Source organism: Tenacibaculum aquaeponti (assembly GCF_052084715.1).
Taxonomy (GTDB): Bacteria; Bacteroidota; Bacteroidia; order Flavobacteriales; family Flavobacteriaceae; genus Polaribacter.
Genome location: NZ_CP197288.1, coordinates 2,736,616 through 2,762,886 on the forward strand (window position 1 = coordinate 2,736,616; position 26,271 = coordinate 2,762,886).

A 26,271-nucleotide genomic window follows, 5' to 3' on the forward strand; every position below is an offset into this window, starting at 1 on the left:
TTATGCAAATGCTACTTAATCAACTGATCTATTTTGGCTTTTTTCAAAGTTTGTTAATAATTGTTATTTATTTTATTTCTTTTAAAAAAAGAGAATATATAAATGATTTCATGTTGATTTTAATTGCTGTTCTTTCTGTAGGTTTTTTAGGTAAAGTTTTGCATAGTGGTGGGTTTTTTAATAAGAACTTCAGGTTAATTGCTATGTCTGAGTTTTCTGCTTTGTTGTTCGGGCCAACTATTTTTCTTTTCGTAAGATCTGTACTGCATAAACAAAAGTTTATAAAGAGAGATATAATGCATTATGTGCCTGGTTTTTTATATTCAATATTTATTTTAGGATATTTTATTCTGCCATCGAGAGAAACTCTTTTAGCAAGAAATAAAATTGTTCCGTTAATGCATGTTATCTACATGTGTCATGCTGTTGGATTAGTTGTAAATATTTGGTATTGGTTTTTGGGTGTTAAAGTATTTCAATCTTTTTCAGAAGTATATCGAAAAGAAATTTCTTATGTTCCGCACACTAAGTTTCTGAAAAACTTTCTTGTAATAACAGGTTTGTGTATGTTAGTTTGGTTGATCTTGTTTTTAACAAGTTTCTTTGGATTTCCAATGCTAGAACGAAATTCAAGACCATACATTTGGTTAATCTTAACGTTCATAGTTTTATTCATCACGTATTATTTAATGATGAATCCTAAAGTGCTTAAAGCTATTCCAGAGTTAAAAGAGAAAAAGTACCAACAATCAAAATTAGATGTTCAAGATTTAGAACGATTAAAAATAGATTTAGAACGATTAATGTTGGAGAAGAAACCTTATTTAAATAATAAACTACTGAAAAAAGAATTAGCTGAAATGTTAGGAGTTCATAGTCCAGAATTATCAAGGTTATTGAATGAAAACATAGGGATGAATTTCTTCGAATATGTCAATTATTATCGAATAAAAGAATTTGTACAATTAGCAGAATCAGAAAAAGGAAAGCAACTTACATTTTTTGGATTAGCACAAGAAGCTGGATTCAATTCAAAAACAACATTTAATAAGTCATTTAAAAACTTGATGGGAGTATCACCATCAGCATATTTCAATAAAAATCAGTAAAAAATGAAACATAAAATTATCATCTTATTTCTTTTCGTCAATGCAGTAGTGTTTGGACAAATAAAAACCCCAAGTTTAAGTCCGAAATCTGTAAGCACACAAAGTGTCGGACTTTCAGAAATCACTATTGAATATTCAAGGCCAAGTAAAAGAGGAAGAAAAATCTTTGGAGAGTTATTACCGTTTTATCAAGTATGGAGAACGGGAGCTAATGCTGCTACGAAAATATCATTTTCAAAACCAACAAAAGTAAACGGTCAATTATTAGAAAAAGGAAGTTATACCTTGTTGAGTTACCCTAATAAAAACAGTTGGGAAATAAAATGGTTTAACTATTCTAGTTCTAGATGGACAAATTATTTAAAGGAAAAACCATTGTTTACAATACAAGTTCCGGTAAACAAAATGTTATCTAACGTAGAAACTTTAGATATCCGTTTACAAGATATTACAATAAATAGTGCTAAACTTTTTATTGAGTGGGAAACTACAAGAGTTGTAATTCCTTTAGAATTAGATGAGCAAAAAGAAATATTAAACTCAATCGATAAGACTTTATCAGGGCCTAGTAACAACGATTATTTTAGAGCGGCGGTTTATTTACACGAAACAAAAACAGATTTAAATAAAGCTTTAAATTATGTTCAAAAAGTTACGAGTTCGAGTAAAGCTTTATTCTTTCAAGTAACAAGAGAAGCTTTAATACTTAAAGATTTAAATAGAAAATTAGAAGCTTTAGATTCAGCAAAACGAGCTTTAGCTTTATCAGAAAAAGCAAAAAACGACGATTTTATAAGAATCAATTCTAAACTTATTAAAGAGTTGCAGTAACTCAAATATTAAAATTACCCTATTTATTTAGGGTAATTTTTATTTAACTTGCATAAAATTTAGTACGTGCAAGATACATCTGTTTTTCAAATATATAATGCTTCAGCAGGTAGCGGAAAAACGTTTACACTTGTTAAAGAATATCTTAAGATTTTACTTCAGTCGAAAGATATCTTTTACTTTCAAAAAGTTTTAGCAGTTACATTTACCAATAAGGCAGCAGGAGAAATGAAAGAAAGAGTGTTGAAAAATTTAAACGCTTTTTCTAATGGAGAGTCTACAGATATGCTAGAACTCATCTTGCAAGAAACTCCAATAGATGTAACTATAATTAAAGAAAGAAGTCAGAAAGTTTTAAATGCGATTCTTCAAAACTATTCTGCATTTTCTATTACAACTATCGATAGTTTTACACATAAGATTATTAAGAATTTCGCTTATGATCTTGGACTAACTTTAAATTTTGAAGTTGAGATGGATGCGGTTTCATTGCTGAATGAAGCAGTTGATATTTTAGTTTCTAAAATTGGTGTTCGAAATGATATTACGAAACTTTTAATTGAATATTCTGCATCGAAAATAGATGAAGATAAATCTTGGGATGTCTCTTTTGAATTGAAGGAATTTTCTAAGGTTTTACTTAGAGAAGATGATGTAAAACATTTCAGGAAGTTAAGTCAGAAAACTGTTGGAGATTTTAATGCTTTACAAGACAAATTAAAGAAAAGTAAAAAGGAAGCAGTAAAAAGATTAAAAGAAATAGGAGCAAGGGGATTGGAAGTAATTGCCACTATGAATCTCGATCATAAAGATTTCTATTATTCTTTAATTCCTAAACATTTTATAGCCTTACAAAAAGATCCGTTACAAGCTAAGTTTTTCGATCAAAGTAAACTGAAAGAAAGAATAGAAGAAAATATGTTCTATTCGAAATCAAAATCTGAAGATATTAAATCTGCAATTGATGGAATTCTTCCAGAACTTTTGAATCTATATTTTGAATCAGAAAAGATTTTTCAAGATGTATTATTGCAACAATTGGCTTTAAAAAGTTTGGTTCCATTAGCGGTGTTAAATAATGTCAATAAAGAATTAAATACGATTAAAGAAGAAAATAATATTCGATTAAATGCCGAATTCAATCAACTGATTTCAGATCATATTAAAGATCAACCTACACCATATATTTATGAGAGAATTGGTCAGCGTTTTATGCACTATTTTATTGATGAAATGCAAGATACTTCAATCTTACAATGGCAAAACTTAATTCCTTTAATAGACAATGCGTTAGCACAAGAAAGTAGTAGTTTGTTGTTAGTAGGAGATGCAAAGCAAGCGATTTATAGATGGCGTGGAGGAAAAGCAGAACAGTTAATTGATTTAAGTTCTTCTGAAAATGTAACTTTCAATATTGAAAAAGAATTAAAGCTTTTAGGAAGAAACTTTAGAAGTTATTCTGAAGTTATCAATTTCAATAACGATTTTTTTCAGCATGTAGCCACCTTATTCTCTAATCCGAATTATAAAGAGTTATTTATAGAAGGAAATCAGCAACAAGAAAATAGTAAAACAGGAGGTTGTGTTAGTATTTCGTTTTTAGAAAAAAAAGAAGATAAAGAAGAAGAGAAAAGTAAATATCCAGAAAAAGTTTATCAGCAAATCGTCGAGTTACAGCAACAGTACGCTTTAAGTGAAATTTCAGTGTTAGTTCGCAAGAAAAAAGAAGGAATTGCTGTTGCAAATTATTTATCGGAAAAAGGAATTCCAATAGTTTCTTCAGAAACATTACTGTTAGCAAATAGTAATAAGGTATTATTCATTATTAATTTCTTGAAGTTAATTTTATATCCTAATGATGAGCAAAACCGATTCGAGTTACTATGTTTTCTTCACAAGCATTTACAAACAAATAGTGATCTACATACATTTCTAACAGACAAGGTGAAGTGTGATTTGCCAACCTTTATCGAGTTGTTAAATGGTTTAGGAACGAATTTTAAATTAGAGCTTTTTAATACACTGCCTTTCTACGAAAAGATAGAATACATCATTCGTGGGTTTTCTTTATTAGAAACATCAGATGCATATGTGCAGTTTTTTCTTGATTTAGTTTTAGATCAACAAGGAAGAGGTGTTACGATTCAAGATTTCTTAGATTTTTGGAGTTCTAAAAAAGATAATTTAAGTATAGCAACACCAGATGAATCTGAAGCGGTTAAAATAATGACAATTCATAAATCTAAAGGTTTAGAGTTTCCTGTGGTTATTTTTCCTTTCGATTTAGATATTTATCGACAAGTAAAACCTAAAGTTTGGTTTCATAATTTGTCAAACGACTTTTTAGGTTTTGAAGAGTTACTTATCGATTACAGTAAAAGTCTCGAATATATTAATGACTTAGGAAAAGAAATTTATCATCAGCAACGACAAGAATTAGAGTTAGATAATTTCAACCTATTATATGTTGCATTAACAAGATCGGTAGAGCAATTACATATTATCACAGAGAAAAGATTAACTAAATCAGGTGAAAATATGAATTATTATTCCGGAGCTTTTATTTCTTATTTAAAAAAAGTAGGAAGATGGGAAGAAGATGTAAATGAATATGTTTTTGGAGAATCAAAAAGAAATAGTGAAAAAGTTGTTGTTGATACTAATAAATTGAAATTACAAGATCAATTTATTTCTACTTCTTGGCAAGATCATAATATTGTTTTGTTGTCAAGTGCATCGAAAGTTTGGAATACTGATGCAGAAGAAGCTGTTGCTTACGGAAACATTACGCACGATATTTTATCGAAGATAAAAACTAACAAAGATGTAGATGAAATTTTAAACTTTTATAAAAGTAAAGGAGATTTAGATGTAGAAGTTTTAGATAATCTTACTGCTCGAATTCGAGATATTTTAAATCATCCTAAACTGACTTTCTTTTATTCTGATGAGGTGACTGTCGTTAACGAAAGAGAAATACGAAATAATATGGATGAAATTATTATTCCAGATCGTTTAGTGTTCTATAATAATATGGTAACTGTTATCGATTATAAAACAGGAAAACCAGATCGTTCACATATGCATCAAATTAATAAATACGCCAACGATTTAGGTCAGTTGAATTTTAAGGTAGATAAAAAAATATTGATATATATAAATGATGAAATTTTAGTGGAAGAAATTGCATAATTTTACCACATAAACAAACAAGCCATGTACGGAAAAATAAAAGAATATTTACAAAAAGAAATTCAGGATATTAAAGATGCTGGATTATATAAAACAGAACGTATTATTACGTCTTCACAGGATGCTGTAATTAAGATTTCTACAGGTGAAGAGGTGATCAATTTTTGCGCAAATAACTATTTAGGTTTATCAAATCATCCAGAAGTAATTCAGGCCGCTAAAGATACTATGGATACTCATGGTTTCGGAATGTCTTCTGTGCGTTTCATTTGTGGAACTCAAGATATTCATAAAGAATTAGAAGCTAAAATTGCCGAATTTTATCAGACTGAAGATACAATTTTATATGCAGCAGCTTTTGATGCAAATGGAGGTGTTTTTGAGCCATTATTAACAAAAGAAGATGCTATCATTTCTGATAGTTTAAATCATGCTTCTATCATCGATGGTGTTCGTTTATGTAAAGCGGCACGTTATCGTTATAATAATAATGATATGGCTTCATTAGAAGAGCAATTAATTGAAGCAAATAAACAAAACCATAGGTTTAAAATTATTGTTACTGATGGAGTTTTTTCTATGGATGGTATCGTTGCTGAATTAGATAAGATTTGTGATTTAGCAGATAAATACGATGCAATGGTTATGATAGATGAGTGTCATGCAGCAGGTTTTATTGGAGAAACTGGTAGAGGTACACTAGAGTTAAAGAGAGTAATGGGTAGAATAGATATCATTACAGGAACTTTAGGTAAAGCTTTAGGTGGAGCAATGGGAGGTTACACAACGGGTAAAAAAGAAATTATAGAAATCTTACGTCAAAGATCAAGACCATATTTATTCTCTAACTCACTTGCGCCAGCAATCGTTGGAGCTTCGTTAAAAGTTTTTGATCTGTTATCTAATGATACTTCTTTAAGAGATAAATTAGAGTGGAATACAAATTACTTTAGAACTGAAATGGAAAGAGCAGGTTTTGATTTAGTTGGTGCAGATGCTGCTATAGTTCCTGTTATGTTATACGATGCAAAACTGTCTCAAGTAATGGCAAATGAGCTTTTAAAAGAAGGTATTTATGTTATAGGTTTCTTTTACCCAGTAGTACCAAAAGAACAAGCAAGAATACGAGTGCAATTATCCGCAGCTCATGAAAAAGAACATTTAGATAAGGCAATAAATGCATTTGTAAAAGTAGGAAAATCGTTAAGTATTATTTAGTAAAAGACGAACAAAAACTTGTTTTTTTTATAAGTTTTTGTAGATTTGCTTTTGTAAATAAGTTTTTAGAACTTACATTTGCGTTATATATAAACGAACTTTTAATTTAAATTTTTGATAATGAAACAATTAAATTTTGCTGTGATTTTTACAGCTGTGTTGACATTACTATCGTTTAGTAAGGTTAATGCGCAAGATGAAAACAATCCTTGGGTTGTTGGTTTCGGTGTTAATGTTGTAGATGTTAGAATTCCTAGTGAATTTGGAGACTATTTACAAGATTATGTTGGGACTTCAGAGTGGTCTGATAACTTATTGCCATCTATTTCTAGAGTAAACGTTGAGAAGTATTTAGCTGACGGTTTTACTTTACAATTAGCTGGGTCTATCAACAAGATTAAGACTTATAGATCAGAAAGAGATATTAATGAATTATACTGGGCTGTAGATTTAAATGTTAAGTGGGATTTTAACCACTTAATCGGAGATACAGGTTGGTGGGATCCTTACGTATACGTTGGGGGTGGTTACACTGACTTTGGTAGAATCAATGGAGTCGTATTCGAAGACGGAGGAGAAGGTACTTTAAATGTAGGTGCTGGATTTAACGTATGGTTCAACGAAAACATAGGTTTAAACTTCCAAACTGGAGCTAAAAAAGAATTTGCTGATAAAATTCAAGATCATTTCCAACATAGTTTAGGTGTTGTTTTCCGTTTCGGAGGAAAAGATACTGACGGAGATGGTGTTTACGATAAAGATGATGCTTGTCCAGAAGTTGCTGGTTTAAAAGAGTTTAATGGTTGTCCTGATGCTGATGGTGACGGAATCAAAGATTCTGATGATGCTTGTCCAAACGAAGCTGGTAAAGCTGAGTTAAACGGTTGTCCTGATGCTGATGGTGACGGTATCGCTGATAAAGATGATGCTTGTCCAACTGAAGCAGGAACTAAAGCAATGAACGGATGTCCAGATTCTGATGGAGATGGTATCGCTAACAAGAACGATAAGTGTCCAAATGAGGCAGGTCCAGCAGAAAATGGAGGATGTCCTTGGGGAGATAAAGATAACGATGGTGTTAAAGATAACGTAGATAAGTGTCCAGATGTGCCTGGTGTTGCTTCAAGACAAGGTTGTCCAGAGCCTAAGCCAGTAATTGAGGAAGTTAAGTTAAAAGAATTACAAAACTTCGCAAGAGCTATCTACTTTAACTCTGGAAGAGCTACTTTCAGACCTGGAGTAACAGGAAAGTTAGATTTAATTGCAGGTATCATGAAGGAGTATCCAAATGCTAACTTCAATATCGAAGGACATACTGATAGCCAAGGAGCTAATGCAGCTAACCAAAGATTATCTGAAAGAAGAGCTAAAGCTGTTTTAGATTACTTAGCTTCTCACGGAATTGCTGGTAATAGATTATCTTCAGTAGGTTTAGGAGAAGATTACCCAATTGCTTCTAACAAAACTAGAGCTGGTAGAGCACAAAACAGACGTGTAGAAATTAACTTAAAGAAATAATTTTTCTAAATAAGTTATAGAACATATTAAGCCTCGCATTTGCGAGGCTTTTTTTATTGTCTTTGTGTAAATTAAAATTTATGGCTAAAGTTTTTTATATTGTTATAAAAAAATTACCTTTGCGCACTGAAAAGTGGGATAATAAACACTTAATAAATACAATAACTTAATTACAGAAAGTAATGTCTACAATAAAAGGTAAAGTTTCTCAGATTATTGGTCCGGTTATCGATGTTGAGTTTAACACTGAAAATTCAGAGTTACCAAAAATTTATGATTCATTAGAAATTAAAAAAACTGACGGTACTACATTAGTTTTAGAAGTTCAACAACACATTGGTGAAGATACTGTTCGTACAATATCAATGGATGCTACGGATGGTCTTAAAAGAGGTCAGGAAGTAATAGCTACAGGAAATCCAATACAAATGCCAATTGGAGATGATATCTATGGACGTTTATTTAATGTAACAGGAGAAGCAATTGATGGTTTAGGTGAATTACCAAAAACAGGAAAAGACGGTCTTCCAATTCACCGTCAGGCACCTAAATTTGAAGAATTATCTACTTCTACAGAAGTTTTATTTACAGGTATTAAAGTTATCGATTTAATTGAACCTTACGCTAAAGGAGGAAAAATTGGATTATTTGGAGGTGCTGGAGTAGGTAAAACTGTATTAATTCAGGAGTTAATTAACAACATCGCAAAAGGACACGGAGGTTTATCTGTTTTTGCTGGAGTAGGTGAAAGAACTCGTGAAGGAAATGATTTATTAAGAGAGATGTTAGAATCTGGAATTATCAAATATGGTGATGATTTTATGCATTCTATGGAAGAAGGAGGATGGGATTTATCTAAAGTAGATAAAGCTACAATGAGAGATTCTAAAGCTACTTTCGTATTTGGACAAATGAATGAACCACCAGGTGCACGTGCTCGTGTAGCATTATCTGGTTTAACTATAGCTGAATATTTCCGTGATGGGGCTGGAGAAGATCAAGGAAAAGATGTATTATTCTTCGTTGATAACATCTTCCGTTTTACTCAAGCAGGATCTGAGGTATCAGCATTATTAGGACGTATGCCTTCTGCAGTAGGTTACCAACCAACATTAGCTACTGAGATGGGAGCAATGCAAGAGCGTATTACTTCTACAAAGAAAGGATCGATTACTTCTGTTCAGGCAGTTTATGTACCTGCAGATGATTTAACGGATCCAGCACCAGCAACAACGTTTGCTCACTTAGATGCTACTACTGTATTATCTCGTAAAATTGCTGAGTTAGGTATTTATCCAGCGGTAGATCCATTAGATTCTACTTCTAGAATTTTAACTCCAGAAATTTTAGGTGATGAGCATTATAATTGTGCACAAAGAGTAAAAGAGTTATTACAACGTTATAAAGAGTTGCAAGATATTATCGCGATTTTAGGTATGGAAGAATTATCTGAAGAAGATAAATTAGTAGTGCATAGAGCTCGTCGTGTTCAACGTTTCTTATCTCAACCATTCCATGTAGCAGAACAATTTACTGGTATTCCAGGAGTGTTAGTTGATATTAAAGATACCATCAAAGGATTTAATATGATCATGAATGGTGAATTAGATAAATACCCTGAAGCAGCATTTAACTTAAGAGGTTCAATTGATGACGCAATTGAAGCTGGAGAGAAAATGTTAGCAGAAGCTTAATATTAATTATTTAATAGTTAATTATGTTTTTAGAAATCGTTACTCCTGAAGCAGTTGTTTTCTCATCAGAAATTGATTCTGTTGTAGTTCCAGGTGTGAATGGAGAGTTCCAAATTTTAAACAATCACGCGCCTATAGTGTCTGTTTTAAATAAAGGTGTAGTTAAAGTACATGTTCATAATCAAAGTCATTTAGTATTTGATGATTTACATGGTAGTATTGAAAAATTACCAGCAGATGATAAAGTACTAACTTTAGCGATCAATTCTGGAACAATAGAAATTAAAGATAACAAAGCAATTATTCTAGCTGATTAGATTATAAATATTGTTTTGATTATATATAAACTATAAACCCGTAAATTAATTTACGGGTTTTTTTATTGGTAACATTTAGGTTACAAAATATCGCTATCAGTTATTAAAAGGAGATATAAAAGTTTACTGTCGAGAATTTCTTATGAAAATTTGTAATATAGAGACCGTATCGAATTTAAAAGGACTATTTAGTTCAGAACTTATCCATATATGCATAAAACATAGCTTTAAATAAGTTTCAGTTATTAAGTAAAGTAACTCAAGAATAGAGGTTTTCGCAAGATTAAATAAGAATTTAGAAAGTTTAGTGATTTATACTATGCAAGCATCTTTTGGTATTTGTAGTACTGTAAATAGCACAGATGAAATGATTAACGAATATCATAGATTATCAAACTCAGACAATTCTATTTTTTATATTAGAATAAAAAAAAAGGGGCTTTTTAGCCCCCTGTGTAATATATCTCTGTATTTTCATTACAGAGTGATTTAGTTTTCGACTAATTTTATTTAGTCTATTTGTGAAACTCTTAAAGTATTAACCATACCTCTTTCCTCAACAGGCATTGAGGTTAAGTTAATAACAAATTCACCTGATTTCACGAAGTTTTTTTCTTTAATGATTTCATTAATATCTTTTACAGTATCATCTGTATTTAAATCTCTATCATAATAATAAGCTCTGACCCCCCATAGTAAATTTAATTTCCCAAGAATTCTTCTTTCTGAAGAAAAAGCAATAACATGAGATTTTGGTCTCCAAGCAGATATTTGAAAAGCCGTGTAACCACTATTTGTTAAAGTAGAAATAGCAGAAGCCTTTATATCATCTGCCATTAATGCAGCATGATGACAAACAGATTTTGTTATAAAGCGATTAGTTCTAACATGAGGAGGTTCAATAGGAACTTTAATTAAAGGAGAGAATTCAACACTACCAATAATTTCTGTCATTTTTTGAATAACCTTTACAGGATGTGCTCCTACTGAAGTTTCACCTGATAGCATTACAGCATCTGCGCCATCCATAATTGAATTTGCAACATCATTAACTTCTGCACGTGTTGGAACGCTATTTTCTATCATAGTTTCCATCATTTGAGTAGCAATAATAACAGGTATTCTTGCTTTTTTAGCTCTTCTTACTAAACTCTTTTGTATTAACGGTACATCTTGCATAGGAACTTCTACACCTAAGTCACCTCTGGCTACCATTAATCCATCACAATATGGAATTAAAGCATCTATGTTTTCTACGGCTTCAGGTTTTTCAATCTTAGCAATTACTGGTACACGATATCTTGATTTTTGTTTAATTAAATCACGAAGCATTCTTAAATCTTCAGGGTTTCTAACAAAAGATAAGGCAATCCAATCTACTTCCTGCTCCAAAGCAAAAACAACATCTTTTTTATCTTTTTCAGTAAGTGCAGGTAAAGAAATATCAGTATTTGGTAAGTTTACTCCTTTTTTAGATTTTAAAGGACCTCCATTAATTACTTTAGTTACAACTTCTTTTTCTTTGTCTGTTGAAATCACTTCAAAAAGTAATTTTCCATCATCAACAAGAATGTTTTCACCAGGTTTTACATCTTTAGGGAAACGTTTGTATGTCATAAAAGCCCTTTCCTTTGTTCCAATACACTTTTCAGTAGTGAAAATAAAGCTGTCTCCGGCTTTAACTTCTATGTCGTCTTCCATAACACCTACTCTTAGTTTAGGGCCCTGTAAATCTGCTAAAATCGCGACATTATATCCTTTTTCTTCATTTATTTCACGTATTTGTTGTACACGTTCTTTTACAATATCATAATCTGCATGAGAAAAATTTATTCTAAATACATTCACACCAGCTTCCGCCATTTTTGTTAGAATTTCTTTCGTATTAGTTGCAGGTCCTAATGTGGCAACAATTTTTGTTTTTTTGTTGTGAGGCATAGGTTAAAAAATTAAAGACTCTTTTGATTTTAGTTTGTTTGTATCTATGGAATAAGAAGTTACTATTTGTGGAATTTTATTTATTAATTCTATAGTTTTGTTAATAAGTATAGAGTTAAAATCTCCTTCCAGTTTTAAAAAATAGTCTACTTTTTTCCTTTCAGGAAGTAAAAACGTTACCGTTTGACTTTCTGAAAATAAACTTAAATTATTTCCAGCAACTTTTTTTTTATGATAGTTTGATATAAGATGCCATGTGTTTTCTGTTGCGTTATGAGTGAACTCATAAAGTGAAAAAAAAGCATTGACATTATCTTTTGTAACATCAATATCAAAATCTGATCGTTTCAGATTAAGTTGCAAGTGTAAATTCAAAAGATACGCTAAACGATAATCTTCTATTGGACTATGAATTCCAATTAAATTGTAATCAGTAGATGAAAAATCATCTAACGTAAGTGAATGAATTTGCATAAAAATAATTTATGCTAATTTACATAATGTAATGTGAAAATAAGATGAAATTAACGAAAACGATTTCTTGTTTGCTTATTATGAATTAGTTATTTGGTTTTGAAAAGCATAGTAAACACGCTTGGCAGCCATTTCTTCTGCTTTCTTTTTGGAAGTAGCTCTTCCTTTTGCTATTTTTTGACCATCAATAATTACTCGAACACTAAAATGCTTTTGATTCTGATTTCCTGAATCTTCATAACTTTCAAAAGCATATTTTCTTTTTGTTTTTTGACACCATTCTATAATAAACCCCTTGTAACTTGTTATTTTGTTTTCAAGTTGCTGAAGATCAATATAAGGAAATATAACTTGGTCGTAAATAAACTGATGGCAATAGTTGTATCCTCTATCTAAATATATAGCACCAATCAATGCCTCGAAAATATTACCGTGAATATTTTCTCCAACTTGGTTTTGATTAATATTGCTTTTAACGAATCGTATTAAATCTAACTCCTTACCTAATTTATTTAAACTTTCTCTACTAACAACTTTAGATCGCATTTGAGTTAAGTAACCTTCGTTACCTCTAGGTGCTTCTTTATATAAAAAAGAAGCAATTACAGAGCCTAAAATGGCATCACCTAAAAACTCTAAACGTTCGTAATTAATAGGTTTACCTTTATTATCTGTCATTTTTAAAGACCTATGGATAAAAGCCTTTTTATAATGATTTAAAACAATAGGTTTGAAATTTAGTAAAGCTTTAAGTTCATAAAAAAATTCTTCGTCCTCTTTAGTTTTAGGCCTAACTATTTTACGAAGAAAATTCATATATGTAATTAATTAATTATTGCTTATGCTTTTTAAAAGCGATACACGCGTTATGTCCGCCGAAACCAAATGTGTTACTTAAAGCCACATTAATATCTTTCTCTTGAGCTTTATTTAAAGTTAGATTTAAATTTGGATTAATATTTTCATCTGGAGTACTATGATTTATAGTTGGTGGAACAATACCATGCTTCATGGCTAATAATGAAGCAATAGCTTCAATAGCTCCAGCAGCACCAAGTAAGTGTCCTGTCATAGACTTTGTAGAATTGATATTAATGTTTTTGGCATGATCTCCAAATACTTCAGAAATAGCTTTTAGTTCAGCTACATCACCAAGAGGAGTAGAAGTACCGTGTGTGTTTATATGATCAACGTCCTCTGGTTTAATGCCAGCATTTTCAAGACAGTTTTTCATTACTGCTATTACGCCTAACCCTTCAGGATGTGGAGCTGTCATATGATGAGCATCTGAAGACATACCGCCTCCGATAACTTCAGCATAAATTTTTGCACCACGAGCTTTGGCATGTTCATATTCTTCAAGAATAAGAGCACCCGCACCTTCTCCTAATACAAATCCATCTCTTTCTGCGTCAAAAGGTCTAGATGCAGTTTCAGGACTTTCATTTCTTTTAGATAAAGCATGCATTGCATTAAAACCACCCATTCCTGCAATTGTAACAGCAGCTTCACTACCACCAGTAACAATAACGTCACAATGACCAAGGCGAATGTAATTTAATGCATCTATCATAGCATTAGCTGATGATGCACAAGCGGATACTGTTGTATAATTAGGTCCCATAAATCCATGTTTAATAGAAATGTTACCTGGAGCAATATCTGCAATCATCTTAGGTATAAAGAATGGGTTAAACTTTGGGGTTCCATCACCAGCAGCAAAACTTATTACTTCGTTCTGAAAAGTTTCTAAACCGCCAATTCCTGCTCCCCAAATTACACCAACTTTATATTTGTTTAGTTTGTCTAAATCTAATTCAGCATCTTTAATTGCTTCGTCAGAAGCTATCATAGCATACTGGGTAAATCTATCCATTCTACGAGCTTCCTTTCTGTCAATGTAATCCTTTACATCAAAGTTTTTTAACTCGCATGCGAAACGAGTTTTGAACTTGGCAGCATCAAAATATGTTATAGGTGCAGCACCGCTAACTCCGTTAACTAAGCCATTCCAGTATTGTTCAATATTGTTTCCTATAGGCGTTAATGCGCCAAGTCCAGTTACTACAACTCGTTTTAATTGCATATGTAATTAAATTTACTTCTTTGCTTCTTCTATATAGCTTATTGCTTGACCAACTGTAGCAATATTTTCAGCTTGATCGTCTGGGATTTGAATATCAAATTCCTTTTCAAACTCCATGATTAACTCAACAGTGTCTAACGAATCAGCTCCTAAGTCGTTAGTGAAACTTGCTTCGTTAGTTACTTCGTTATCGTCTACTCCTAATTTATCAACGATAATTGCCTTTACTCTAGATGCAATGTCTGACATAATTTTTTAATTTTTAAATTTAAAATCGAGGCAAAAATACGAATCTTATGATTTTATTCTAATTTTTGCTCAAAAATGTGAGGTCTAAAATAAAAAATCTTTTGTTTAGGACCACACTCTTATTAATAATTATTGTTTTTTTGCAGTAACAACATAGCTATTTTTAAGATTATGAAACGAATAGTAATTTTTGCTTCGGGGTCCGGAAGTAATGCCGAGAATATTATAGGTTTTTTTCAAACTAAAAGAACTGCTAAGGTTACTCATGTGCTTACTAACAACGAGCGTGCCAAAGTTTTGGAAAGGTGCAAAAGACTGGGTGTTAGTTCTTTGGTTTTTGATAGGGAAGAGTTTTTTAAGTCTGATAAGGTGCTTGATTTCTTGAAAAAGGAAGCAGATTTAATCATTTTAGCAGGTTTTTTGTGGAAAGTTCCTGAGCATATTGTAGTAAACTTTCCAAATAAAATAGTGAATATTCATCCTGCGTTATTGCCAAAATATGGTGGAAAAGGAATGTATGGGAGTCATGTTCATAAGGCAATTAAAAATAATAAAGAAACAGAAACAGGCATAACTATACATTATGTAAACGAGCATTATGATGAAGGAGCTATTATTTTTCAAGAAAAAACTGCTTTGAGTCCTGAAGATTCTGTTGAAGATATTGCTAGAAAAGTACATGAATTAGAATATGAACACTATCCTAAAGTAATAGAAGATATTATCTTATCTCAGAATGAGTAAAAAAAAGAAATTCTATGTCGTCTGGAAAGGTAAAAAAACAGGCGTGTTTAATAAATGGGAGACTTGCAAAAAGCAAATTTCCGGATTTGAAGGTGCTCAGTATAAGGCTTTTTCAAGTGAAGAAGAAGCTAAAATAGCGCTTACAAAGAACTATAGTGACTATAAAGGGAAAGACACAACAAAAAAGAAGTTGTCTGCTTCAGAAAAAGAAAAATATGGAACTCCTGTGTTAGAAAGTTTATCTGTAGATGCTGCATGTGCCGGAAATCCAGGAATATTAGAGTATAGAGGAGTAGATACAAAAACAAAAAAACAGATTTTTATTCAAGGCCCTTTTAAAGAGGGTACCAATAACATTGGGGAGTTTTTAGCTTTAGTTCATGGTTTAGCCTTGTTAAAAAAGCAAAAACTTCCTAATTATCCATTATATTCAGATTCTAAAATTGCAATTTCTTGGGTAAAAAAGAAACAATGTAGAACAAATATAACTTTCACAGAAGCTAATAAAGATTTGCTAGATTTAATTAAAAGAGCTGAGACATGGTTAAAGGAAAATCCAGTAACTAATCCGATTTTAAAATGGGAAACCAAAGCCTGGGGAGAAATTCCTGCAGATTTTGGAAGAAAGTAAATATTTATTTTACAAAATTTCTCAATAAATCTATAATAGGTTTTAGTTCATTGGGAGGATTATCGTGATCAAAATCACTAGATATATATGTCTCATTTGTTGTCTTTATTTGAAGAGAAGCATGTAAAGCAGCATCTGTAGCTCTTTTGTCTGATGGGGCTTTAAGTTCAGATATAGATTTTAATTCTAAATTTTTTATAAGATTAAAAAGTTGTTCTTTTTGATCTTTAGTGATAGAGTATGTTTTTGTTGTGTTGTAATCTTTGTAGGTTATAGTGTTATCAATTAAACTGATATTTTCCATTGCGCCTCTCGTGTGGGCATTAAAGGTAACTTCTGAAATTATTGAAGTTTGATTGTCTTTTTGAGAAATACAGCCCACAGTTGAAAGTAAAATTATGATAGAGATTAAAAATTTCATGATTTATTATTTAATAAAAAAGCGTCATAGTTAACTATGACGCCTATAAATATATACTTTTTTTGTCTATTTAGTCTGCCATAGTTGCTCTAAATGCTCCAGGAGCAAAAACAGCATCCATTCTTGCTTTTTGACCATTTGTAAACATGTACATACAACTATCATCTGAATAATCCATGAAGTTCATTGTCATGTTTGTACTACCACATTCAATAGTTGGGTATGTAGGACATCCTCTACTTGGTCCATCAGCATCTGGAGTGTCAGCAACAAAATCGCTAGCTCCACATCCTCCGTCACCCCAAATATGACGTAAGTTTAACCAGTGACCAACTTCATGAGTTGCAGTTCTATCAGTTCTACCAACAAATCTACTTCCTAAAACTACTCCGTCAGTAGCCCAGTTTCCACCAGGGAATTGAGCGTATCCTAAAATAGTTCCTCCTCTATAAGGCATATTATTTACAATCCAGATATTTAAAAATTCTTGAGGATTTACAACGTCACTTCCACCGCTAGATGAAAATTTCATAGAATCGTCTGGTCTCCAGCTTCTTTTTCTGCTGCTAACACGAATTACATCTTCTATAACAAAGTCAATTCCTACATTAGCTTCTACACCTGCAAATTCTGCTGGCATAGCTCCTCTATTAGGGTTTTGTAAATTGAAGTCTTCATTCATTGCTGCTATTTGATCTTCTAAAACAGATAAAGGTAGATTTTCACTTGCTTGTCTGTAAATAACGTGAAAAACAACTGGGATTTGAATTTTTCCATTTACTAATCTCTGTTGAAGATCTACTTGGTTTGCTAAAAAGTTAGAAGTTTGTTGTTCTATGTTAGCCATTCTATTAGCTAAGTCTGGATCTTTTGCTAAATTTTCATTTAGCTTATCCATAGTAAAACATTGCTTTTCTGCTTTTAACAAAGAAGCTTCAGGGCTAACTTCTAATGGTTGTTCGTTTTCATTGTTTTGACAACCGATAAATAATGCAGCAGCAGCTACAATAGATAAAACTGTTTTCTTCATTTGAAAGGGTTTTTAAAGAAGATTAAGTATTTTATATACTTAATCTTCTAATTTATAATTAAGTTGTTGTTTGAATTTAATTTAAGATTGATGCTCTAGCAGCGCCTGGTTGGAATACTGCTCTCATTCTAGCTTTTTGTCCTTCAGTAAATAAACTCATACATGCGTCATCTGTGTAATCCATATAGTTCATAGTCATGTCATTTGAACGACAGTGAGCAGTTGGGTATGTTGGGCATCCGTAGTTAGGACGATCTGATGAAGGTGTGTCAGCAACAAAATCATCTTGACGACATCTTCCGTCTCCCCAAATATGACGTAAGTTTAAGTAGTGACCAACTTCATGTGTCATAGTTCTTCCTCCGTTAAAAGGAGCTTGTACAAATCCTGTAGTTCCGAAATATTGAGGAGAACATACTACACCATCGGTAGCAGAATTACCACCTGGGAATTGTGCATATCCTAAAATTCCACCTCCAATATTACAAACCCATACATTTAAATGTGTTTCAGGTGTTACTGGTGGGTAAGCAGATTTTACAGCGTCATTTGTTCCCCAAGAACTTCTAGAGTCAGCATATCTAAATGTACCAGCTAAAGAAAAAGTGATTTCAGAATCAGCAGCAACACCTGCAAATTCAGAAGGCGTGTTGTTGGCATCAGAATTTTGCATTCTAAAATCATCATTTAACACTCTCATTTGTGAAGATATCTGAGCGTCTGAAATATTTTGTTGAGAGTTGCTGTATACTACATGTATATATACAGGTATATTAATAACCCCTAGATTGTCTGTAACAGGAGTTCCACCTCCGTCACCACCACCATTGTTTCCTCCTCCATTTCCATTTCCTTTCTTCGCAGCAATAAATTTTCTTGTGTTGTACTCAATGTCATACATTTTTTTGTATAAACCAGGGTTTTCCTTTAATTGGCGGTTTAATACTTTCATTGATTGACATTTCTCTCCAGCTCCATCAGCTGATCTAGAACTCAACTCATCAGTTTGAACATAAAAATCACTCATGTTGATAGCTTCTTGTTGAGATAGGTCAGTGTTTTTAGTATCCTCATCTTGACATCCGATTAATAATCCTGCCACAATAGCAATACTTAAAAAAACTCTTTTCATTTGTAATGGTTTTAAAGTGTTAATAAATAGTATTCATTTTTAATCTGATTAAAATTTAAGTGGGAGTTAAATTTTTATAGATAAACAGTTAAAAATGTTAAAATTTTACGATTGCCAAAATACTATTTTTTTTAGAAAGTTCAGCTTTAAATAAAAAAAACTCTGAATCCCAGTGTTTTATTGGGGTTCAGAGTTTTTTTGTTTGTTAAACTTCTTTTTTTTATTGTTTGAAAGTTAACAAAAATGTCAATTTTTGTTATTTTTTTTAATTTTATCTTAAAAAAATAGAGTTAGCTAAGCATTATTTTTGCTTTCTTAACAGCTTCTATCATTATGTCTATTTCTTGTTTGGTGTTATAAAAACTTAAAGATGCTCTAACTGTTCCTGGAATTTTATAAAAATCCATTATTGGTTGTGCACAGTGATGTCCTGTTCTAACCGCTATTCCTAGTTTATCTAAAATAGAGCCAATGTCATAAGGATGTATTCCTTCTATATTGAATGAGATTACCGATGTTTTGGTCGATGTACCGTAAATTTTTAAACCATCGATGGTTGAAAGTTTTTCAGTAGCATAGGTTAAAAGTTCATGTTCTGTCTTTTGAATGTTTTCAAATCCAATAGAGTTCATATAGTCTATGGCTACTCCAAAAGCTATTCCCCCACAAATATTTGGAGTTCCTGCTTCAAATTTATGAGGTAAACCTGCATAAGTAGTTTTTTCAAAAGTTACAGTTTCTATCATTTCTCCACCACCTTGATACGGAGGTAGTTTTTCTAATAGCTCTTGTTTGCCGTATAAAATTCCAACTCCAGTAGGGCCGCACATTTTATGAGCAGAAGCAACATAAAAATCAACATCTAGTTCTTGTACATCTGGTTTAATATGCGGACAAGCTTGTGCACCATCTATTAATACATAAGCGCCAAATTTATGAGCTCTATGAATAATGGTTTCAATAGGATTTATGGTTCCTAATGCGTTTGAGACATGGTTACAGAAAACTAACTTTGTTTTATTACTTAACATTTCATCGTAAAGATCAATTCGTAAAGAACCGTCTTCATCCATGGGTATTACTCGTAAAACAGCACCAACTTTTTCACACATCATTTGCCAAGGAACAATATTGGAATGGTGTTCTAACGCAGAAACAATTACTTCGTCACCTTCTTGTAATAAAGATGAAAATCCTGAAGCTACGATATTTACACTTTCAGTAGTTCCTGATGTTAAAATGATTTCATAAGGATGCTTGGCGTTAAAATGTTTTTGAATTTTAATTCTAGCTTCCTCATATTTATCAGTGGCTTCTTGACTCAAAGTATGAACGCCACGGTGAATATTTGCGTTGTAATTAGAATAATAATCAACAATAGCATCAATTACTACAGTTGGAGTTTGTGATGTTGCTCCGTTGTCAAAATATATTAATGGTTTTCCATGCACTTTTCTTTCAAGAATAGGGAAGTCTGCACGGATTTTTTTGATATCTAACATGAAATTAGTTTTATACAAAAATACGGCTATGATCTCAAAAGAACAATCAAACAGATAAATTCTTACATTTGTGAAAACGACCCAAATTATGAGAATTTTTAAAAGAGTAGTTCTGCTCTTAATAGCTATTTTGCTAGTAGCTGTCTTCTATAATTACCCGAAGTTAAATATTATAGCTGGTTATTCTGCGAAAAATACGGCTTCTTCAGTTTTTTTAGCAAATAGAAATTTGAAGTTTACAGATAGTACAGATACTAATTTTTCACCAATTAACTTAGCTTTTAATCGAATTAATAAAAATAAGAAAGAGGCTTATGCTTCTGCTTTTGGATTGTTAAAGAGGAAAGCTATTTATAGGGAAGGTTTAGGGAGTGTTTTGGTAGTAGACGGGGTGGGATTTGAGAAAAAACCTTTGGTTCCTAAAAGAACGATTCCAGATGATAAAACTCCATTTCCTTACGGAAATTTAGATCCAGTGGATTCTCTTTTTGCTGAAATTAATTATAATAAATTGAATAAAGCTGTAAGTGATATGTTTAATGACACATACAAAACAAGAGCTTTTTTGGTTGTTTATAAGGATAAGATTATTGCAGAAAAATATGCAGATGGTTTTGATAAAAATTCATTGTTATTGGGTTGGTCTATGACCAAGAGTCTTACTAGTACAGTGATGGGGATTTTACAATGCAAAGGTAAGCTTAATGTATATGATAAAGCTCCTTTTATAGAATGGGCGAATGATGAAAGAAAAAACATAACTATTCATAATTTGTTGCAAATGAATAGTGGTTTAGCATGGGTGGAAGATTATAATTCAATTTCAGATGTAACAAAGATGTTGTTTTTATCCGAAGATGTAACAAAATTACAGCTTAACAAACCTATGGTAGGAGAGCCAAATAAAACATGGAATTACTCTTCGGGTACTACAAATGTATTGTCAGCAATTATAAGAAAACAATTTAATTCTCATCAGGGGTATTTAGATTTTTGGTACGAAGAATTAATTGATAAAATCGGAATGAATTCGATGGTTGTTGAAACAGATATGAATGGTAATTATGTAGGTTCTTCTTATTCTTGGGCAACAGCAAGAGATTGGGCTAAATTTGGTTTGTTGTATTTAAAAAATGGTCAATGGAAAGGTGAATCTCTTTTCGATAAAGATTGGGTAGATTATGCAACTACACCAACACCTACTTCTGATGGTTGGTATGGAGCTCAAATTTGGTTAAATGCAGGAGGAAGATATCCAGATGTGCCAAAGAATATGTATTCTTTTAATGGTTATCAAGGGCAGAATGTTTTTGTCTTGCCAGATCAAGAAATGGTAATTGTACGATTAGGTTTGACCAAAAATGCAGATGTAAATCATTTTTTAAGTGAGATTTTAAATTCTTTTGAATAAAAAAGACTTCAATTTTGAAGCCTTTTTTATTCGAGTGTTTTTATATTCTTACTGATGCAGTTTTAGTTGAAATATAAAATTCATTACAGTTTTCTAAAAGACTAACAAGGGCTCCAACTAAATCTTGAGTTTCTAGTAAAATACTAAAATATAATGTAGTGTTTTTAGGACTTGTTTCATCTGTTCGAATTCTATCTACTTGATTTTCTATCGAATTATATAAATCAGAAGTGAGTTTCTTTTGATCATCTAAGATGTAAGTAAGGTTGTCAAATGTTTTTTTATCAAACGTTTGACTAACTTTGTCTAATAAGTCACTAAGTTGATTGTCGATATTTTTAAGGTCCTTTAATTGGGATTTCTTAAGGTTTTTGTGATTGTTGTTAACATGATTAAATGTAATCTTAGAGATGTAACTAATTGATTGGGTTACATCTTGTAAATAGCTTAATATTAAGATGTAAAATTTACTAGCTTTAACCGAAGTGTCATCTAAAGACTTGATAAAATAGAAAACTCCATTTTTTAAATTTTCAATTTCTTCGTTTAATTTTAATACGTGTTTTTCAGTTTTTCTTAGTTTATTTAAATCATGAGTTGCAAGATCATTTACAACATTCGAATATAATTTGTTTACTCGCTGAGCTACATTTGCAATATGTTCAGAGCTTTCATCAATAATTTCATTGATGGATAATAATTCTGCACGTTCAACAAATTGTTGTTGTTTTTCTTCTTTACTTTTTCTAGAATATTGAATAGTTGTTCTTACTAACATTGCTATTACTACTAACAATAAAACGGGTATCATAGCTTGATGCCAAGAGATTAATAAAGCAACTATTGCTGCTGCTGTAAAAGCGATGATTGCAGTTAAAAACCATCCGCCAATTACATTTAAAACTCCAGCAACTCTATAAACAGCACTTTCACGTCCCCAAGCTCTGTCAGCTAAAGATGTACCCATAGCTACCATGAATGTTACATATGTGGTGGAAAGAGGTAACTTCATAGATGTAGCAATAGAAATTAAAATACTAGCCATAATTAAATTTACAGCAGCTCTTACTAAATCGAAAGCAGGTAATTCGTATGTTTTGTCTTTAGGTAATTTTATTACAGGTTTTTCAAACTTTGAGTTAATATAGTTTCTTGTTTTTTCAGGAACAATAGCGTTAAAACCTAAGTTTGTAAACATGGCTGCTCTAACTACAATTCTTGATAAATTATTTGGTCTAAATTTTTCATGACCATCACCTTGTCTAGATAAATTAATACCAGTTTCAATAACAGCTCTAGCTTTTTTTGATGTCCATAAGGTAATTACCATGATAGCTCCAGCTACTAATAATAGGGTAACATTAGAAGGAACTTTTTTTGCTAAAATTCCCATTGAGAATTCATTGGCAGCTTTACCAGAAAGTTGCCAAGCATCATAGGAGTTTAAAGCAGCAATTGGTACCCCTATAAAGTTTACTAAATCATTACCTGCAAAAGCCATGGCTAAAGAAAAAGTACCAATAGCGATAATAGCAGTAAGAATATTTATTTTAAAAAGTTTAATTAAAGCAAGTGAAATAACAGACCATAAAACAAAACTTCCTGCTATAATAGCTAATGAATTTCCTTCGATTAATCCTTTCATGTTTCCGTAAAACGGAGTTCCTTTTAATCCTTTTATAATGATAAAATAAGTGATAGCTGTAATTGCAAAACCACCGAATAAAGCGTTAATATATAAGGGTCTTTTTTCGAAATCAAAAGAATATATAATTCTAGAAAAATATTGTACAATTGCACCTACTGTAAAAGCGACAACAACAGATAGTATAATTCCTAAAATAATCCATGTAGCTTGTTCGTGATTGATATAGTTCCAGATTTGGGAAACAGATCCATCTGTTCCTGAGATTTTAATTAAAGCTATGGCAACCGCAGAACCTAATAATTCAAATACAATAGATACTGTAGTTGAAGTAGGCATTCCTAAAGAGTTAAAAATATCAAGTAACAGTATATCGGTAATCATAACCGCCATAAAAATGTACATAATTTCTTCAAACATGAACATATTTGGGTTAAAAATACCTTTTCTTGCTACCTCCATCATTCCACTAGAAGATACAGCTCCAAAGAATACACCAACACTGGCAATGATCATTATGGTTTTAATAGGAATGGCTTTAGAACCGATAGCTGAGTTTAAAAAGTTAACGGCATCGTTACTCACTCCTACAACTAAATCTAAAATAGCTAATGCTCCCAGTGCAACTAGCATTAAAATAAAAGGATCTCCCATCTTTTATATATAAGATAATTATAACTTGACAAAAGTAAACACCTCTGTTTTTTGGTATGTTATGTAATTGTTATGAAATGCTACAAATCTACATAATTACTTAAGTTTTCTGGGCCTTCAAGAATGCTTTTAACAATTTGCATTGTGCCATCTTCATGTGTGGTAAAATGCCATTTTATAAGGGTGATTTGATAATTTTCTATTTCTATGCCTGTTATGCATCTTGGATGAACGCAACTACCATCATTAAAGTAAGGTAGTTCATTAGGTTGAGGAAATCTTGGTCTATGAGTATGACCAGTTACTAGTACTTGATTATTGTTATTTTTAATCCATTTCTCTATGTGTCTTTCTACTTTTATAAGTTCTTTAAAATTTTGAGCAGGGCTTGTAGGGTCTTTTATTCCTACTATTTGTAGTGGTTTCCATAAATATTGAACTAAAAACCGACTTAATTTCCAAAAGGAATAATTAAACCAATCTGCTTGATGACCATGTAATAAAAAAATTGAATTTTGATTATTGTTTTCTAATCTTATTGATTCGTGAAACGGAGCATTAGGCATGAATTCTTTAAATTCATCTGTGGCTGATTCGTAATAACGACTTAAGTTTTTTTTAATGTTTTTTTGATTCTTGTAATCCATGTCATGATTACCCCAGATGAAATGAATTCTATTTATGTCGTAGAACTTCTTTAATAGTAAAAAGGTGTCTTTATTAGCTTTAAAAATTGTGTCAAATTTATTCTCCCAAAGTTCATCTCCATCTCCAAGTTCAATATAAGTAAAACCATTGTTGAAATATTGAGAAATTGCATAATTATAAACTTTTCTGTTATGAGAAAAGTCGTCTGCAAAACCATTATCTCCTCTGTGGCAATCTGAGAAAAGTATGTATTTTGAATTTTGATTAAGGGGGAGTTTTTTTGCGTTTTTAAAAGCTCTTGATAATCGACTATTAGCAGACATTTTTGTTTTTGATAAATTTCAAAAAAAAAACCGAGTTTTCAAAACTCGGTTTTTTTAGTATTATTTATACTATTAATTATTGAGCAACAACTTTTATGTTGTCAATTTCAAAAGTACCATCACTTCCAGAGTCTCCGCTACCAATATACTTGAAAGCGATATAAGCATTTCCAGTGAAAGAAGATAAATCTACATCACCAGAGCTTACCCAGTTTCTGAAGTTTTCACTATCTGTTACAACAGCTGCAGGTAAAGAGTTCCATGTAGCAGTAGCTATATTAGCTTCGGTACCGTCCCAATCTGTTGAAATTAATACTTCTAATTCACTTCCATCAGCAAAACTATTTGAAGATTCGAAAGAGAAAAATTCATTAGCAGTTGCGTCTAAATTGATAGATGGTGTAATTAACCAAGTGATTGTGCTCGCATCTCCAGATCTGAATGCACCAATACTTGTAGCTCTACTTCCAGAGTTACTGTCGTTATAACTTCTAAATAATCTAGTACCTTCTTGACTATAGTTTGTCCAACCTGTGATAGTTAAGTCTCCAGAACCAGAAGTTCCTTCAAAATCTTCTTCAAAAATAGGAGTAAATGTACTTAAATCTAAAGGTTGACATAATGATTCGTTAAATTGAATATCTTCTACATCATTAATAACAACAACAAAATTATTTCCTCCAAAATCTTTAGTTAAAATAGCGCTGATTGCTCCTCCTTCATCAGATTGCATTTTTACTTGAGAGAAATTAGCAAATGAGCTAGTTTCTAAAATGAATTCTGAAAAACCAGAACCATTACAAGCAGATAAAGTTCTTTGAGTGTCAAAATCTTCATTTGGATCAATAATAGTTAATCCATCTAACTCAGCAGGGAAGAAAGCATCTTCTATTCTTATAAATGTACCAATTAAATTGTCTCCTATTTCTGCTACTTTTATTGTTTTTGGAATAATAGTTTCTGTATTAGTAGATCTAAATACGTGGTTTCCTAATTGGTTTTCGCTAATTACTTCTATTTCATCACTATCGTCAGGATTTACTTTACCTCCAATTGAAATGATTCCGTCTCCAGAGTTTGTTTCTCCTAGGTATAATCCGTTTAGGTATACATAAACTTCTCTACCAACATTATATCTTGTGTAACTAGACCTTAAGTTTAAAACAACTCTAATACCTGCAGTTGGGTTTTCTGGAGAATCTTGAATGTATATTTCTTGGAAAAAGTTTCCTGTACGATCAGAAGAAACTACATAACCTTTCACAACGTCATTAGATGTAATAGCTACTGGTGCACTACCTGAGCTATATCTAGATTTAAGATCTGCAATTGATACTAAGTTCCAGTTGATGTCATTAGCAATATTACCTAATATAATACTTAACTCTTTATTTTCTTCACTACCAGAAGGAGTAGGTACGTCAAAGTTATCATCTACACAAGATGATAGTAATAATGTAATTAAGATTACACTTATTATTTTAATTGAATTAATTTTCATGAT

The 26,271-nt window shown here is 31.6% G+C and carries 22 protein-coding genes; 10 read left to right on the forward strand and 12 right to left on the reverse strand.

What is annotated here, in order from left to right; all coding sequences use genetic code 11:
• Positions 1-110 precede the first annotated feature (110 nt).
• The 7 genes from ACSIGC_RS12335 (at position 111) to ACSIGC_RS12365 (ending at position 9,879) form a co-directional block, all read left to right on the forward strand.
• Positions 111-1,109, forward strand: a complete 999-nt coding sequence (locus tag ACSIGC_RS12335; protein WP_442265118.1) for a helix-turn-helix domain-containing protein — start codon at positions 111-113, stop codon at positions 1,107-1,109.
• A gap of 3 nt (positions 1,110-1,112) precedes the next feature.
• Entirely contained in the window at positions 1,113-1,940 is an 828-nt protein-coding gene (locus tag ACSIGC_RS12340; RefSeq protein ID WP_442265119.1) for a DUF2911 domain-containing protein, read from the forward strand.
• A 66-nt stretch (positions 1,941-2,006) separates the two neighbouring features.
• Positions 2,007-5,132 (forward strand): UvrD-helicase domain-containing protein, encoded by a 3,126-nt coding sequence (locus tag ACSIGC_RS12345; RefSeq protein WP_442265120.1) that lies wholly within the window; start codon positions 2,007-2,009, stop codon positions 5,130-5,132.
• A gap of 24 nt (positions 5,133-5,156) precedes the next feature.
• Positions 5,157-6,350, forward strand: coding sequence for a glycine C-acetyltransferase (kbl, locus tag ACSIGC_RS12350; protein WP_442265121.1), 1,194 nt, complete (start codon positions 5,157-5,159; stop codon positions 6,348-6,350).
• A 120-nt stretch (positions 6,351-6,470) separates the two neighbouring features.
• Positions 6,471-7,868: an OmpA family protein gene (locus ACSIGC_RS12355; protein WP_442265122.1), complete on the forward strand. Its 1,398-nt coding sequence runs from the start codon at positions 6,471-6,473 to the stop codon at positions 7,866-7,868.
• Positions 7,869-8,050: 182 nt separating this feature from the next.
• The gene (gene atpD, locus ACSIGC_RS12360; protein WP_442265123.1) at positions 8,051-9,562 is read left to right on the forward strand and encodes a F0F1 ATP synthase subunit beta; all 1,512 of its coding nucleotides are present in this window, start codon (positions 8,051-8,053) and stop codon (positions 9,560-9,562) included.
• Between the two features lie 23 nt (positions 9,563-9,585).
• Entirely contained in the window at positions 9,586-9,879 is a 294-nt protein-coding gene (locus tag ACSIGC_RS12365; protein WP_442265124.1) for a F0F1 ATP synthase subunit epsilon, read from the forward strand.
• Between the two features lie 510 nt (positions 9,880-10,389).
• Here ACSIGC_RS12365 and pyk read toward each other — a convergent pair.
• From pyk to ACSIGC_RS12390, 5 genes are all read right to left on the reverse strand, one after another.
• Entirely contained in the window at positions 10,390-11,817 is a 1,428-nt protein-coding gene (gene pyk / locus ACSIGC_RS12370; RefSeq protein ID WP_442265125.1) for a pyruvate kinase, read from the reverse strand.
• A 3-nt stretch (positions 11,818-11,820) separates the two neighbouring features.
• On the reverse strand, positions 11,821-12,291 hold the full coding sequence (locus tag ACSIGC_RS12375) for an IPExxxVDY family protein (protein ID WP_442265126.1): 471 nt from the start codon (positions 12,289-12,291) through the stop codon (positions 11,821-11,823).
• A 78-nt stretch (positions 12,292-12,369) separates the two neighbouring features.
• Positions 12,370-13,107: a ribonuclease III gene (gene rnc, locus ACSIGC_RS12380; RefSeq protein WP_442265127.1), complete on the reverse strand. Its 738-nt coding sequence runs from the start codon at positions 13,105-13,107 to the stop codon at positions 12,370-12,372.
• Between the two features lie 16 nt (positions 13,108-13,123).
• Positions 13,124-14,377 (reverse strand): beta-ketoacyl-ACP synthase II, encoded by a 1,254-nt coding sequence (gene fabF, locus ACSIGC_RS12385; protein ID WP_442265128.1) that lies wholly within the window; start codon positions 14,375-14,377, stop codon positions 13,124-13,126.
• A gap of 12 nt (positions 14,378-14,389) precedes the next feature.
• A complete protein-coding gene (locus ACSIGC_RS12390; RefSeq protein WP_075340350.1) occupies positions 14,390-14,626 on the reverse strand; it encodes an acyl carrier protein in 237 nt (78 codons plus the stop codon).
• A gap of 171 nt (positions 14,627-14,797) precedes the next feature.
• Here ACSIGC_RS12390 and purN point away from each other — a divergent pair, with 171 nt between their 5' ends.
• Complete coding sequence (gene purN, locus ACSIGC_RS12395) at positions 14,798-15,370, forward strand: phosphoribosylglycinamide formyltransferase (RefSeq protein ID WP_442265129.1); 573 nt, start codon at positions 14,798-14,800, stop codon at positions 15,368-15,370.
• Positions 15,363-16,001 carry a ribonuclease H1 domain-containing protein gene (locus ACSIGC_RS12400; RefSeq protein ID WP_442265130.1) on the forward strand — a complete coding sequence of 213 codons (639 nt, stop codon included), beginning with the start codon at positions 15,363-15,365 and terminating at the stop codon, positions 15,999-16,001. The genes purN and ACSIGC_RS12400 overlap by 8 nt, the downstream gene beginning before the upstream one ends.
• Positions 16,002-16,005: 4 nt before the next feature.
• Here ACSIGC_RS12400 and ACSIGC_RS12405 read toward each other — a convergent pair whose 3' ends face one another.
• The 4 genes from ACSIGC_RS12405 to ACSIGC_RS12420 all read right to left on the reverse strand — a co-directional run bounded on the left by ACSIGC_RS12405 (position 16,006) and on the right by ACSIGC_RS12420 (position 20,086).
• Entirely contained in the window at positions 16,006-16,422 is a 417-nt protein-coding gene (locus tag ACSIGC_RS12405) for a hypothetical protein (RefSeq protein WP_442265131.1), read from the reverse strand.
• Between the two features lie 70 nt (positions 16,423-16,492).
• Complete coding sequence (locus ACSIGC_RS12410) at positions 16,493-17,452, reverse strand: M43 family zinc metalloprotease (RefSeq protein WP_442265132.1); 960 nt, start codon at positions 17,450-17,452, stop codon at positions 16,493-16,495.
• A gap of 76 nt (positions 17,453-17,528) precedes the next feature.
• A complete protein-coding gene (locus tag ACSIGC_RS12415) occupies positions 17,529-18,584 on the reverse strand; it encodes a zinc metalloprotease (RefSeq protein WP_442265133.1) in 1,056 nt (351 codons plus the stop codon).
• Between the two features lie 290 nt (positions 18,585-18,874).
• Positions 18,875-20,086 carry an aminotransferase class V-fold PLP-dependent enzyme gene (locus ACSIGC_RS12420; RefSeq protein ID WP_442265134.1) on the reverse strand — a complete coding sequence of 404 codons (1,212 nt, stop codon included), beginning with the start codon at positions 20,084-20,086 and terminating at the stop codon, positions 18,875-18,877.
• Positions 20,087-20,174: 88 nt separating this feature from the next.
• Between ACSIGC_RS12420 and ACSIGC_RS12425 the strand changes: the two genes are divergently transcribed.
• On the forward strand, positions 20,175-21,497 hold the full coding sequence (locus tag ACSIGC_RS12425) for a serine hydrolase domain-containing protein (protein ID WP_442265135.1): 1,323 nt from the start codon (positions 20,175-20,177) through the stop codon (positions 21,495-21,497).
• Between the two features lie 40 nt (positions 21,498-21,537).
• On the opposite strand, the gene ACSIGC_RS12430 is transcribed toward ACSIGC_RS12425, so the two are convergent.
• The 3 genes from ACSIGC_RS12430 to ACSIGC_RS12440 form a co-directional block, all read right to left on the reverse strand.
• Positions 21,538-23,796 (reverse strand): inorganic phosphate transporter, encoded by a 2,259-nt coding sequence (locus tag ACSIGC_RS12430; RefSeq protein ID WP_442265136.1) that lies wholly within the window; start codon positions 23,794-23,796, stop codon positions 21,538-21,540.
• Positions 23,797-23,876: 80 nt separating this feature from the next.
• Entirely contained in the window at positions 23,877-24,767 is an 891-nt protein-coding gene (locus ACSIGC_RS12435) for a metallophosphoesterase (RefSeq protein WP_442265137.1), read from the reverse strand.
• Between the two features lie 76 nt (positions 24,768-24,843).
• Positions 24,844-26,268, reverse strand: a complete 1,425-nt coding sequence (locus tag ACSIGC_RS12440; protein ID WP_442265138.1) for a DUF5689 domain-containing protein — start codon at positions 26,266-26,268, stop codon at positions 24,844-24,846.
• Positions 26,269-26,271 lie beyond the last annotated feature (3 nt).